The organism is Streptomyces roseolus (assembly GCF_014649855.1).
GTDB lineage: Bacteria > Actinomycetota > Actinomycetes > Streptomycetales > Streptomycetaceae > Streptomyces > Streptomyces roseolus.
The window spans coordinates 1-13,429 of the sequence record NZ_BMTV01000015.1 but is presented as its reverse complement, the minus strand read 5'-3'; the positions used below and the strand labels follow the sequence as shown (position 1 = coordinate 13,429).

General features: G+C 74.7%; 8 protein-coding genes. 5 read left to right on the top strand and 3 right to left on the bottom strand.

The genetic code is table 11. The features are described from left to right. Nucleotides 1-58: 58 nt before the first annotated feature. On the top strand, nt 59-673 hold the full coding sequence (locus IE245_RS18790) for a Uma2 family endonuclease (RefSeq protein ID WP_189949026.1): 615 nt from the start codon (nt 59-61) through the stop codon (nt 671-673). A 71-nt stretch (nt 674-744) separates the two neighbouring features. Beyond that, nucleotides 745-4,248, top strand: a complete 3,504-nt coding sequence (locus IE245_RS18785; protein WP_189949025.1) for an AfsR/SARP family transcriptional regulator — start codon at nt 745-747, stop codon at nt 4,246-4,248. A 111-nt stretch (nt 4,249-4,359) separates the two neighbouring features. Here IE245_RS18785 and IE245_RS18780 read toward each other — a convergent pair whose 3' ends face one another. Beyond that, nucleotides 4,360-6,402: a sigma-70 family RNA polymerase sigma factor gene (locus IE245_RS18780; RefSeq protein ID WP_189949022.1), complete on the bottom strand. Its 2,043-nt coding sequence runs from the start codon at nt 6,400-6,402 to the stop codon at nt 4,360-4,362. A gap of 191 nt (nt 6,403-6,593) precedes the next feature. Further along, the gene (locus IE245_RS18775; RefSeq protein ID WP_373305350.1) at nt 6,594-7,421 is read right to left on the bottom strand and encodes a TetR/AcrR family transcriptional regulator; all 828 of its coding nucleotides are present in this window, start codon (nt 7,419-7,421) and stop codon (nt 6,594-6,596) included. 341 nt (nt 7,422-7,762) lie between these two features. Here IE245_RS18775 and IE245_RS18770 point away from each other — a divergent pair, with 341 nt between their 5' ends. Beyond that, on the top strand, nt 7,763-9,166 hold the full coding sequence (locus tag IE245_RS18770; protein WP_189949320.1) for an NAD(P)/FAD-dependent oxidoreductase: 1,404 nt from the start codon (nt 7,763-7,765) through the stop codon (nt 9,164-9,166). 106 nt (nt 9,167-9,272) lie between these two features. Further along, nucleotides 9,273-10,940: an ATP-binding SpoIIE family protein phosphatase gene (locus tag IE245_RS18765; protein WP_189949018.1), complete on the top strand. Its 1,668-nt coding sequence runs from the start codon at nt 9,273-9,275 to the stop codon at nt 10,938-10,940. On the opposite strand, the gene IE245_RS18760 is transcribed toward IE245_RS18765, so the two are convergent. Further along, nucleotides 10,937-12,208 (bottom strand): MFS transporter, encoded by a 1,272-nt coding sequence (locus tag IE245_RS18760; RefSeq protein ID WP_189949016.1) that lies wholly within the window; start codon nt 12,206-12,208, stop codon nt 10,937-10,939. The genes IE245_RS18765 and IE245_RS18760 overlap by 4 nt on opposite strands. A gap of 166 nt (nt 12,209-12,374) precedes the next feature. On the opposite strand from IE245_RS18760, the gene IE245_RS18755 reads away from it, so the two are divergent. Continuing rightward, nucleotides 12,375-12,941: a MarR family winged helix-turn-helix transcriptional regulator gene (locus IE245_RS18755; protein ID WP_189949014.1), complete on the top strand. Its 567-nt coding sequence runs from the start codon at nt 12,375-12,377 to the stop codon at nt 12,939-12,941. Nucleotides 12,942-13,429 lie beyond the last annotated feature (488 nt).

Sequence of the window (13,429 nt, the reverse complement as noted above, 5' to 3'; positions counted from 1 at the left end):
CCCGGCTCCGCAGCCCGTTCTGAGCTGAGAGCGTCGCACCGAGCGAAGGAGGCCCAGCATGGCCATGCCGCTGCCGCCGCCGGTTCCGCTTCAGGGGGACAGCGTGTCCGAGGAACCGGAAGATCGCGAAGGGGCGACTGTCGAGGAGACCTTCGAGCTGTTCAGCGCCATGGCCCCCAAGGGCTGGCGCGTGGAGCTGATCGAAGGGGAGATCTACGTGGTGCCTCCGGCCGATGGCGAGCACGAAGAGATCGTCACCGAGGTGGTGGAGCAGGGCATCGCGCGTCGCGCGGACAAGGAGCTCCGGAACTTCACCGGCGTCGGACTCAGCCTGCCCGGAGCGGGTGATGCCGCCCGGGTCATCCCCGACCTCGTGATCGCTCCCAAGGGCAGCTTTGCCGACCAGCAAGAGTGGCACGCTCCCGACCCTGTCCTTCTCGTCGCCGAGGTCACCTCCACATCCACCGCGGGCCGCGGCCGCGTGCAGAAGATCCGTGCCCACGCCCGCGCCGGGATCCCCGCCTGCTTGATGATCGACCGCGAGGCCGGCGAGGCCGTCGTCTGCTCCGAGCCCGAAGGCGACGACTACACCCACAAGTCCATCCACAAGCTGGGGACCGAGGTCCCGCTCCCCGCCCCCCTCGGCTTCACCCTCGACACCGCCGAGTTCTGACCCCGGCGGCTCTGTCCACAGCCCGGGGAAACCCCGAGGCGCCCCCCGGCCCCGGCGGCAAGAATGGGCCGGTGCGGTATCTCCTCCTCGGCACCACCGAGGTCCTCGGCCCCGACGGAACCCCCCTGCCCCTCGGCGGTGCCCGGCTGCGCGCGCTGCTCGCCGCGCTCGCGCTGCGCGCCGGACGGGCCGTGCCGGTCGGGGAGCTCGTCGACGACGTGTACGGGGACGAGCCGCCGCTCGACGCGCCCGCCGCGCTCCAGGCGCTCGTCGGCCGGCTGCGCAGGGTCCTCGGCCGGGAGGCCGTCGCCGCCACGCCCGGCCCCGGCTACCGGCTCGTCGCCGGGCCCGAGGACATCGACCTGTACGTCTTCGAGCGCCGCGCCGCGGAGGCCGGCGCCCGGCTCGACGCCGGCGACCCCGAGACGGCCGCCGCGCTCCTCAGGGACGCGCTGGGTCTCTTCCGCGGGCCCGCCCTCGCCGACCTGCCGGGACCGGTGGGCGTCCGCCCCGAGGCACAGCGGCTCGCCGCCCTGCGCAGGCGCGTCGAGGCCGACCTGCGGCGCGGCGCCGTCGACGGACTCGTACCGGAGCTGTCCGGGCTCACCGCCGCGCACCCGTACGACGAGGGCTTCCACGCCCAGCTCATCCGCGCCCTGCGCGCCGAGGGCCGCCACGCGGACGCGCTCGCCGCGTACGAGACGGCCCGGCGTACCCTCGCCGACGCCCTCGGCACCGACCCGGGCCCCGAACTGACCGCCCTCCACCACGAACTCCTCGCCCCCGAGCGACCCAAGATCCCCCAGCGCCCCGAGCCCTCCGTGCATCCCCAGTCCTCCGCGCACGCCGTTCCCCGTGCGCACCCTGAGCTCTCGGAGCTCCCCCCGCGCCCCGCTCCCACGGAGCCCCCGCGCCCCGCTGCGTACCCCGGGACCGGCCCCGGCCCTGGCCTCGGTCCCGGCCCTGGCCTCGGTCTCGGCACCGGCCCCGGTCTCGGTCTCGGCACCGGCTCCGCACCCGGCACCGGCTCCGCACCCGGCACCGGCTCCGAGCCCCAGCCACCGCCCGCCGCGCACGGCAACATCCGGCCCCGGCTCACCTCCTTCGTCGGGCGGGAGCCCGAGCTCGCGGCGCTCCGGGACGACCTCGGGCGGTTCCGGCTCGTCACGCTCACCGGGCCCGGCGGCTCCGGGAAGACGCGGCTCGCGGAGGAGGTCGCCCGGCGGGCCGCCGGGCCCGACGCGTGGATCGCGGAGCTCGCCCCGCTCGACGACCCGGGCGCGCTGCCCGGCGCCGTCCTCTCCGCGCTCCGCCTCCGCGAGATCAACCTGATCACCCGCGACGGCACCGCGCTCCAGGACGACCCCACCGCCCACCTCGTCGAGCACCTCGCCCACCGCCCCGGCCTCCTCCTCGTCCTCGACAACTGCGAGCACGTCATCGACGCCGCCGCGACCCTCACGGAGACCCTCCTCGCGCACTGTCCGGACCTGCGGATCCTCGCCACCAGCCGGGAACCGCTCGGCGTGCCCGGCGAGACCGTCCGCCCGGTCGAGCCGCTGCCGCCCGCCCCCGCGCACCGGCTCTTCGCCGAGCGGGCGCGGGCCGTGCGCCCCACCTTCGACCGGGACCACGCGCGCGAGGCGGGCGCCGCGGACGCCGTCGCGGAGATCTGCCGCCGCCTCGACGGCCTGCCCCTCGCCATCGAACTGGCCGCCGCCCGGCTGCGGCTGCTCACCCCGCGCCAGATCGCGGACCGGCTCGACGACCGCTTCCGGCTCCTCAGTTCCGGCGCCCGCACCCTGCTGCCCCGCCAGCAGACCCTCCGCGCGGTCGTCGACTGGTCCTGGGACCTGCTGGACCCGGCCGAGCGCACCCTGCTCCGCAGGGTCTCGGTCTTCACCGGCGGCTGGGACCTCCAGGCGGCCGAGGCCGTCGACGCCCCCGCCCCGGGGGCCGCGGCCCCCACCACCCTCGACACCCTCGGCGCGCTCGTCGACAAGTCCCTCGTCATCGCGTCCCCGGCCGACGACGGCGCCATGCGCTACCGCCTCCTGGAGACCATCCACGAGTACGCCGCCGAGCGCGCCGCCGAGACCCCGGAGCTGCTCGCCGCCGCCGAGGCCGCTCACACCGCGCACTTCACGGCCCTCGCGGAGGAGGCCGAGCCGAGGCTCCGCTCCGGTGAGCAGCTGCCCTGGATCGACCGGATCGAGCGGGACCTCGACAACATCCGGGCCGCCCTGCACCGGACCCTCGTCGCGGCCCCCGACGAGCCCGCCGGGCTCCGGCTGGTCTTCGCCATGGGCTGGTTCTGGTGGCTGCGCAACTACCGCCCGGAGGGGCTGGCCTGGACCCGGCGCGCCCTCGCCCTGGGGGAGGACCCCGACGACCGGGCCGACCCCCGGCACTGGCCCCGCATGCACCTGCGGATGCTGTCGTTCTTCCTCGGCATGGAGGACGAGCACATGTACACCGGAGACCTCCGCGAGGACGCCGGCACGCGCGCGCTGGTCCGCCGCGTCCGGGACGCCTTCGGCCAGGACCCGGGTCCCGAGTCCGCCCGCTTCCCCGGTCTGCTCTGGCCGTTCACCGCGTACCTCACCGAGGAGCCGGCGAAGGTCCGCTCCCTGCTCGACACGGGCGTCGAGGTCTGCCGCCGGTACGGCGGGGACTGGGAGGTCGGGGTGAGCCTGATGTTCCGCACCCACATGATCGTGGACATGCCCGGCGGCATGAAGGGCGTCGACGAGGACCTCGCCGAACTCCGCTTCCTCAGCCGCCGGGTCGGCGACCGCTGGATGGGCGCCCAGGTGGCCTCCGCCGCCGCCGAGGCCAACATGATGCGGGGCCGCCGCGAGGAGGCCAGGGAGGCGTACGAGGAGGCCCTGGCGCTCGCCCGCGAGGTCGGCGCCCACGCCGAGGCCCCGTTCCTCGTCGCCCGGCTCGCCGAACTGGCCTACCGCGACGGCGACTCTGCCGCCGCCGAGCGCGGCATCGAAGAGGCCGCCCGGGAGTCGGAGCGGCTGCGCCTCCAGGACGCCCTCGCCTACGTGGACTTCATGCGCGCGGTCCTCGCCCTCGAACGGGACGACCCCGCACGCGCGCGTGCCGCCCTCTCCTCGGCCGGCGCCCAGGCCCGCGGCGGCACGCCGCCCCCGCACTTCACCATCGCTCTGGACGGCTTCGTCGCCCGCGTCGAGGCCCAGGAGGGGGCGGGCGCGGCGGCCGTCACGACCGCCGTCGAGGCCCTGCGCGCCGCTGTCACCAGTCACTGCGCGGACATCCTCGTGATCACCCTCGGCGAAGGGCTCGTCTACACCCTGCACCGGGCCGGGGACGCGGACCGCTGCGCGCGCGTGGCCGCGGCCGTCGACGCCTGGCGGCGGGACGTCCCGCGTTCGGTGCCCGAACTCCGCGAGGCGGAGGCGATCGCCGCCGCCTGCCGGGCCGTGCTCGGCGAGGACGGCCTCGCCGCCGCCCGCGTGGCGGGCGCGGTCCTCGGCCCGGAAGCCGTCCTGGCCCTGGTGGAGCCGTACGCCGCCGGCGCCGAGGACCCGGCCAGGAGCGGTTGATCAAGGTCCGTCGGCGTCGAGGACCCGATCAGGAGCGGTTGATCCGGGTCCGCCGGTGTCGACGCCCCGGCCAGGAGCAGCTGATCCGGGTCCGTCCGCGGCAAGGACCGGTCAGGAGCAGCTGATCCGGGACTCCGCCCAGTCGGCGACGGCGGCGCGCCCGAAGGGGGTGTGCTCCTCCACCACGAGCCGCAGCGTGGAGCGGCCGCTGATGTCCACCCGCACCGGGAGCGCCGGGTCGCCCGGCCGGACCACGGGGGAGCGCCAGAGCCGCTGCCCGTCCCCGTAGACGGAGAAGCGGACGCCGCCGGGGCCGAGCGGGGCGCTCAGGTCGTCGACGCCGACCATCGCGTCGTACCGGGCGCACTGCCGGTTGAGCCGGATGAGCAGCGAGGACGGGGCGTGCACGCTGACCCCGTACGCGTAGTCGCGGTCGCTGATCGACATGCCGCGGCGGGCCCACATCCAGGTGCCGCCCTCCTGGACGACCTCGGGCTTGCTGCCGTCGCCGAAGGCCTCGTACTCCAGCTCGTCGACCTGGTAGGAGGCGGGCGGGGGCGGCGGCGGGGGAGGCGTCGTCGGCGGCGGGGTGGGGGTCGGCGTCGGCGTGGGTCCGGGCGGCGGGGGCGTCGGTGTCGGTGTCGGGGTGGGCTCGGGCCTCACCACCGGCTTCACCACCGGCTTCGGCTTCGGCTTCACGACGGGCTTCGGCGCCGGCGGGGGCGTCGTCACCACGGGCTTCGGCTTCGGCTTCGGCGCGGGCGCCGCCACCGGCTCGGGCGTGGGGGCGGGCTTCGGCGGCGGGGGCGGGGCGGGCGTCGTGGGGGCGGTGGTCGTCGGCACCGGCTTCGGCGCGGCGACGGGCTGCGGGTCGCCGGTCATCGCCCAGACGAGCCCGGCCGCGGCGGCGACGGCCGCGGCGGCGGCGATCCCGACCTTCGCGGGCGCGCCGAGCCCCTCGGCGGCGGCCCCGCCGGAGGCGGCGCCGGACGTCGTCCCGCCGGTGGCGGCCGCCGCGGCGCCCGCGCCGGCCGCGCCCGCCGCGCCGCCGGCGACGATGCCGGCGGCCTTGAGGGAGTACCCGGCGGCGAACCAGCCGATGACCGCGATGGGGAGGAGCGCCGGGATCCCGGCGTTGACGTGGGCGAGTTCCCCGGCGGCGACCCGGCACTTGGCGCACTCGTCGAGGTGTTTGCGCAGGCCGCGTTCGGCCCGCATCCGCAGTCCGCCGCGCGCGTAGGCGCCGAGCCGGTCGGCGTACCGGGCGCAGTCGCCGCCGGCGGTGAGCGCCTGGCTGACGTGCGCCTGGAGGTAGGCCTGCTTGAGGCCCTCGCGGGCGCGGCTGGCGAGCACGGCGGTGGCGTTGGCGGTGAGGCCGAAGAGGGGGGCGACGTCGCTGGGCGACTCCTCCTCGACGGTGGTGTGCCACAGGACGGCCTGCCAGCGCTCGGGCAGCGAGCGGAACGCCTGCATGGCCAGCGACTGTTCGGCCTCCTGCATGGCCCGGACCTCGGCGCCGAGGTCCATGGTGTCCTGGTCGGAGACCTCGGAGGAGCGGGCGGCGTCGGCGGCGAAGACGGCGAAGTCCTCGACGAGGTGCTCGCGCTTCTGGGTCTTGGCCCAGACGGCGCCGACCCGCCGGACGGTGGTCATCAGGTAGGCGCGGACGGCCTGTTCGGGTCCGGCGCCGCCGCGCACGGCCTGGAGGGTGCGGGCGAAGACCTCGGCGGTGAGGTCGTCGGCGGTGTGCGCGTCCCGGCAGCAGGTCCTGGCGTAGCGGCGTACGGCCTCCGAGTGGCGGCGGAACAGCTCCTCGTAGGCGGAGTCGTCGCCGTCCCGCATGCGCTGGATCAGATCGGCGTCGGAGGGGGCGAGCTCGCGGGGCGGCGGCAGCACGCCCTCGCCGTCGTCGTCCGCCGGGGCCTCGTCGGGTACGCCGTCGGCGGCGGGAGCGGCACCGGCGGCGGGCGCGCCCGGGACGGCGGAGCCCGAGGAGGACGCCTCGCGCTGCTGCGGCACGCTCGGTTCGCCGGGACCCTGCGGTGCTGCGGGGGAACCGCCGGGGCCCCCCTGGCTCGGTACGTGCCCGGCGGGCGGGCCCGGGGTCTCCGTGGCGCCGCCGCTCAGCGGATCGTCCCGACCGTCACCGCTCATCGCGGAAGCCCCCGTACGCCTGCGCAGACCCGAACACCGGGAAAGAGTGCCACACGACGCGGGCATGCCGAAGCGCCGCGTCGACTTACCACTCGTCCGGGGCGACTTCCCGCATCCCCGCGTAACCGCTCACGCGTTCGTGTCGTGCTCCTTCGTCCGCCCGGCCCACGGGCCGGGCGGACGACCGGCCGCTACCGGGAGCGCAGGCCCTCCAGGAGGATGTCCAGGAGCCGGGCCGAGGCCGCCGCCTGCTGGGCCGCGTCCGGCAGCGCCGGGGCCGAGGTGGCGATGACCAGCAGGACGTCGGCCACGGTCACGTCCGTCCGCAGCTCACCCGCCTCACGGGCCCGGTCGACGAGCCGGCCGACGACCTCCAGGAGCTCCGCCGCGCCGGCGTCGTCCCGCTCGCCCGCCGGAACCGCGCGGGGCGCGACCACGCGCGCGTCGGCCTGCTCGCCGAGCCCCCGCTGGTACGGCACCCGGGCCCCGCCCTCGGCGTCGTCCCCCGGCAGCACCGGCTCGTCCACGCCGACCCGCAACACCTGCGGCGGCAGCAGCCGGCCGGCGCCCGAGGCCACCGACGTCCGCAGGAAGCGGGAGAGCGCCGACCACGGCTCGTCCTCCTGCCCGAGCGCGGCCCGCGCCTGCTCGGTCAGCCGCGCCGTCTCCTCCTCGGCTATCCGCCGCACCAGCACGTCCTTGCTGGGGAAGCGCCGGTACACGGTGCCCACGCCCACGCGGGCCCGCCGCGCCACGTCCTCCATCGGCGCCCCGTAACCGAGTTCGCCGAAGACCTCGCGCGCCGCGCGGAGCACGTGCTCCAGATTGCGCTGCGCGTCCACCCGCAGCGGCGCCGCGCGGCCGCCCGCTCCCGGGCCGTTCACGACCGTGCCCGCGCCCGCGACGGTGCCGCCGGTCAGCGCGCCGCCGGCCGCCGGCGCGGCGGCCACGGTCCCCGCAGCCCTGTCGTCGCGCTCGGCGCCGACGACGGACTGCCAACGAGAATCCTGAATCTGCATAAGCGTTCCCCCGCTCATGATGTCTCCCCCCGGAGACTCCCCGCCCTGATACGGGGCTCCCGGCCGTTGTGCGCAATCGGTCCGCGCGCACGCCGACCCGACACCCCGACGAACTACGAACATAGTTGAGTCCGGGTCAATTCAGAAGGGGGAGCTCCGGATGGTGCGCCCCCCGATCGGAGCAAGGCGCCGGAGCCGCCGGTTTCGCACCGTCCTCCTCACCACCCACGCCCGCCGTGACCTGCGCCGTTGCACGCGGACGCCCCGTGCGCGCCACCCCGCGCCTCCGTACCCCTCCGGTCACACAATTCGCCGGGCCTGTGGACAAACCCCGGACGGCGATGCCTCATGGGACGGTGACCGAACCTGCGCGCATTCTCGTGGTCGGCGGTGGATACGTCGGCATGTACACCGCGCTGCGCCTCCAGCGGCAGCTCAGGACGGAGCTCGGCGGCGGCTCCGTCGAGATCGTGGTGGTCACCCCCGACCCGTACATGACGTACCAGCCGTTCCTCCCCGAGGCCGCCGCCGGCTCGCTCTCGCCGCGCCACGTCGTCGTCCCCCTCCGCCGCGTCCTGGACCGCTGCCGCCTCCTCATCGGCGAGGTCGAGTCCATCGACCACGCCAAACGCACCGCGATCCTCACCACCCTCGCCACCGACGAGGAAGGCGCCGGCCCGGTCGCCCTCACCTACGACGAACTGGTCCTCGCACCCGGCTCGGTCTCCCGCACCCTCCCGGTCCCCGGCCTCGCCGAGCACGGCATCGGCTTCAAGACCGTCGAGGAGGCCATCGGCCTGCGCAACCACGTCCTGGAGCAGCTCGACATCGCCTCCTCCACCCGCGACCCCGCCCTCCGCGACGCCGCCCTCACCTTCGTCTTCGTCGGCGGCGGGTACGCGGGCGTGGAGGCGCTCGCCGAACTGGAGGACATGGCCCGGTACGCCACCCGCTACTACCACGGCATCAAGCCCGAGGACCTGAGATGGGTCCTCGTCGAGGCCGCCGGCCGGATCCTTCCCGAGGTCGGCGACGAGATGGGCGGCTACGCGATCCGCGAGCTCCGCGGCCGGAACGTCGACGTCCGCCTGAACACCCGCCTCGACGGCTGCGAGGACCGCGTCGCCGTCCTCAGCGACGGCACCCGCCTGCCCACCCGCACCGTCGTCTGGACCGCCGGCGTCAAACCCGCCCCCGTCCTCGCCGCCACCGACCTGCCCCTCGACGAGCGCGGCCGGATCCGCTGCACCGCCCACCTCACCGTCGCGGACACCCCCCACGCGTGGGCGGCCGGCGACGCCGCCGCCGTCCCCGACCTCACCGCGGAGGACCCCGGCACCCCCTGCGCGCCCAACGCCCAGCACGCCGTCCGCCAGGCCAGGATCCTCGCCGAGAACCTCGCCGCCTCGCTCCACGGCCGCCCGCTCAAGGAGTACGCGCACGCGTACGCGGGCTCCGTCGCCTCCCTCGGCCTCCACAAGGGCGTCGCCCACGTGTACGGCCGCAAGCTCAAGGGATACCCGGCCTGGCTCATGCACCGCGCCTATCACCTCAGCCGGATGCCCACCGCCAACCGCAAGGCCCGCGTCCTCGCCGAATGGACCCTCTCCGGCCTCTTCAAACGCGAGATCGTCTCCCTCGGCTCCCTGGAACACCCCAGGGCCGAATTCGAACTCGCGGCCGCACCGCCCCCGCCCCCGCCCCCCGCACCCCGCCCCGAAGGGAACGACGGGACGTCCTCCTGACATCACTGTCAGTGCACTCGTCCACACTGGACGTGTGACCATAGGTGGGCTCACACCTGCACAGCGTGACTCCGCACGGCACCGACACCACGAGGCATACAGATCCGTGAACTTCACCCGCTGGAGCGCCCGGCTCCCCGGCACGCAGCGCCGCGCGGCCCGGGCGACCGAAGGCTCCGTGCCCGCAGCCCGCGGTGAGTACGGTCCCCGGTCGGAGCACCCCGCCGAGGGCACCGCCGCCGACGCGGAGGCCACCCTGGACACCGACGCCACCGAGGTCCCCGCCCTGGAGGACTTCTCCGTACGGGACCTCCTCGGCCGCCTCCCCGGCCTCGTCGCCCTCGTGTACGGCCCCGAGCACCGCATCGCGTACGTCAACGAGGCCTACGCCTCCGCCTTCGGCCCCCGCACCCCCGGCGCCACCGTCGCCGCCACCTGCCCCGAGGCCGAGGAGCTCGGCCTGCTGCCCCTCCTCGACCAGGTCCTGCGCAGCGGCAAGCCCCGCACCGTGAAGTCCCGCCGCACCGCCGACGGCGGCTCCTACACCGTCACCTGCCTCCCCGTCGACAGCCCGCACCTCGACGGCGCCGGCGTCCTCGTCCACGCCGCCGACGTCACCGACCACGCCGAGGCCGCCGAGCGGCTCCGCGCCAGCGAGCGCCGCCACCGCGAGACCGCCGTCACCCTCCAGCGCTCCCTCCTCCCGCAGGAACTGGAGCAGCCCGACGACCTGCGGATCGCCGCCACCTACCAGCCCGGCGTCGCCGACGCCGCCGTCGGCGGCGACTGGTACGACGTCATCACCCTCGGCGCCGGCCGCACCGCCCTCGTCATCGGCGACGTCATGGGCCGCGGCGTCCGCGCCGCCGCCGTCATGGGCCAGCTCCGCACCGCCGTCCGCGCCTACGCCCGCCTGGACCTCCCCCCGCACGAGGTCCTCCAGCTCCTCGACGGCCTCGCCGCCGAGATCGACGCCAGCCAGATCGCCACCTGCGTCTACGCCGTCCACGACCCCAACGAGGGCAAGCTCGTCTACGCCTCCGCCGGCCACCTCCCGATCCTCGTCCGCGACGAGGACGGCACCGTCCGCAAGGCCGGCGACCCCACCGGGCCCCCGCTCGGCACCGGCGGCTGGCTGCACGCCTCCGGCTCCATCGCCCTGCCCCCCGGCTCCACCGCCGTCCTCTACACCGACGGCCTGGTCGAGCGCCGCCGCGAGGACATCGACGAGGGCGTCGACGCCCTCGCCCGCGCGCTCGCCGGCGCCAGCGGCGACCCCCAGGTGATCTGCGGCCGGCTGCTCCGCGCCCTCGGCGTCACCGCCGAACACGACGACGACGTCGCCGTCCTCGTCGTCCAGCACCCCGCCCGTGACGGCGCCGACGCCGAGCTCTTCCACAACGCCGCCCTGGAACTCCTCGGCGGCGTCGAGGCCGCCCCACGCGCGCGTGCCTTCGCCTCCGGAGTCCTCTCCTCCTGGCGCTTCCCCGTCGAACTCCGCGACCTCGGCGTCCTCGCCACCAGCGAGCTCGTCGCCAACAGCCTCCAGCACGGCACCCCGCCCATGCGCCTGCGGCTGCGCCGCACCGACCGCCGCCTGATCATCGAGGTCACCGACGGCGACGACCACCTCCCGCGCCGCCGCAGGGCGGAAACGGAGGACGAGGCGGGTCGCGGGATCTCCATCATCGCGACGATCGCCTCGTCCTGGGGGAGCCGCCGCACTCCCGGCGGCGGCAAAGCGGTGTGGTGCGAATTCGCCCTGCCCGACTAGGCAGCGGCGGCGGTCTCCTTCTCCGGCTCGTGCCGCACCACGATCCGGGACGGCCTGGCGGCCAGGGCGGGCTGGTTCTGCACCGGCGTGAGCTGCCTGCCGAGCCGCACCGCGAGCACCGTCACGAGCAGCGAGAACAGCACGAAGGTCACGATGTACGGACCGTGCAGCGACGCCCCCATCGGACCGCCCACCGCCGGACCGACCGCCAGCGCCAGCTGCTTCACCAGGGCGAAGGCCGAGTTGTACGAGCCCACCCGCGACTCCGGCGCCAGATCGGCGACCAGCGGCGCCACGGTCGGCGACAGCATCGCCTCGCCCAGCCCGAACAGCGCGTACGTCGACACGAACGCGGCCGTCGCCATCGCCTGGCTGCCGTGCCCGAGGCCCGCGTACCCGGCGATGAGCCACGCCACCGCCCAGATCAGACCCACGGCCGCGATCACCCGGGTGCGCTTGCGGCGCTCCACGAACTTCAGCACCAGGAACTGCGCCAGGACGATCACCGCGGTGTTGGCGGCGAGCGCGAGGCCGAGCGTCGACGGCGCGATGCCCGCGGCCTCGGTGCCGTACGCGGCCAGACCCGACTCGAACTGTCCGTAGCAGGCGAAGAAGAGGACGAAGCCGAGCACGCACAGCTGGACCATCGCCTTGTGGCCGAGCATCGCCCGGACCCCGCCCCCCTTGCCGCCCCCGTCGGGCCGCGCGCCCTGGAACGCCGGCGAACCGGACATCCGCACGGTGCCGGCCACCGCGGCGAGGACCAGGAACATCACGGCCTCGATCGAGAACAGCAGCAGGAAGCTGTCGGGCCGGCTCACGTCGACGAGCTGGCCGCCGATCAGACCACCGACACCCAGGCCGAGGTTCTGCAGGAAGAACTGGAGCGCGAAGGCACGCGTCCGCCCGGCGGGCTCGGAGCACCACACGATCATCGTGGCGAGCGCCGGCTGCAGCACCGCCGTCCCCGCACCGAGCAGCGCGGCGGCGCCCACCGCCGCCGGCACGCTCGACGCGAGCCCCATCCCCACGGCGCCGACCGCGGCCAGCCCGGAAGCGACGAGCAGCACGGGAACGGGCCCGCGCCGGTCGATCGCCCGCCCGCTGAACGGCAGCACCACGAGCGCGGCCATGGCGAAGACGGCCAGCACCACACCCGCGGTCGTCGCGCCCAGATCCCGCACCTGCGCCACGTACACATAGAGGTACGGCACGGTGAAGCCGAGTCCGAACGCGCTCAGCGCGCTGCCTGCCTGAATCCGGCGCATCGCCGCGCCCCTCGCCTTGGTCACACTCACCCACTTCGGTCGCGGGTCCGGCCCGGGTTCACCCCTGTATGCCTGAACCCTGAAGACTTAAACCCTAAAGTTCGATCCTTAACAGTACACACAGAAGGACTTCAACGCCAACGAGGACCGTGGGATACTCGCCCCCATGTCCGACACCCCGGAGCGGTCCGCCTCGCAAGAGCCGCAGGAGCCGACGCTCGACGAGCAGATCGCCGCCTATCAGCGCGAGTACCGAGACCTGGACCCCCAGGTGGAGAAGGTGGTCTCCGCGCTCGGCCGGCTGAACCGCCGGATGAACGTGGCGTACGGCCGCCAGCTCGCCGACCTCGGCATCAGCAATGCCGAGTGGGAGGTCCTCAAGACCCTCGTCCTCTCCGGCGCCCCCTACCGGCTGGGCCCCGGCGAGCTCGCCAAGCGCCTCGGTCTCACCCCGGCCGCCATGACCCACCGCATCGACCGCATGGCCGGCGAGGGCCTGGTCACCCGGGACCGCGACGAGAACAACCGCGTCCGCGTGATCGTCGAACTGACGGACGAGGGCCGCACGAAGTGGCTGGAGGCGATGCGCATGGCCACGGACTTCGAGGAGGAGCTCCTCCAGGACCTCGAACCCGAGGAGCGAGGCGTCCTCGGCGACGCCCTGATCCGCCTCCTGCGCCGGGTGGAACTGACCCAGCCGGACGCCGGCGGCAGGCTGTCCGACCTGGACTGAAGGCGCCCCCGAAGACGTTCCCGCACGTCACCGGAGGGGGGTTGACACACCCCTGGGAGATGCGTAGTGTTCTCCGAGTTGTCACGGAGCCGGAACGGTTCTGCGGCAGCCATCCCGCCGCGACAGCGGCACCTCAATCCAGCACGATCTCCTTCACGGGATGAATTTCGGCATGCCGAAATTCAATTCGAACGCCTCGATTATGAGTCGGCCGAGGGGATCCGCTAAGGTTTGAGACGTCGGAACGGCCCAACAGCCGCGAGGACAACCCCCTCTGACGGGGAATCAGACGCCGAAAGGACCTGATAGAGTCGGAAACGCCGGAAGGGCCCGGAGCGAAAGCTAAAGGGACCGGAAAGCACCGAGGAAATCGGATCGGAAAGATCTGATAGAGTCGGAAACGCAGGAAAGCGCAGGAAAGCGCAGGAAGCGCCCGGAGGGCCCGGAGACGGGAACGAAGGAAGCGTCCGCACCTTGAGAACTCAACA

Bases quoted from the DNA above. Each gene is read 5' to 3' on its own strand.
- IE245_RS18790 (WP_189949026.1), top strand. From the start codon at position 59: ATGGCCATGCCGCTGCCGCCGCCGGTTCCGCTTCAGGGGGACAGCGTG.
- IE245_RS18780 (WP_189949022.1), bottom strand. From the start codon at position 6,402: ATGAGCGGTGACGGTCGGGACGATCCGCTGAGCGGCGGCGCCACGGAG.
- IE245_RS18775 (WP_373305350.1), bottom strand. From the start codon at position 7,421: ATGCAGATTCAGGATTCTCGTTGGCAGTCCGTCGTCGGCGCCGAGCGC.
- IE245_RS18770 (WP_189949320.1), top strand. From the start codon at position 7,763: ATGCCTCATGGGACGGTGACCGAACCTGCGCGCATTCTCGTGGTCGGC.
- IE245_RS18760 (WP_189949016.1), bottom strand. From the start codon at position 12,208: ATGCGCCGGATTCAGGCAGGCAGCGCGCTGAGCGCGTTCGGACTCGGC.
- IE245_RS18755 (WP_189949014.1), top strand. From the start codon at position 12,375: ATGTCCGACACCCCGGAGCGGTCCGCCTCGCAAGAGCCGCAGGAGCCG.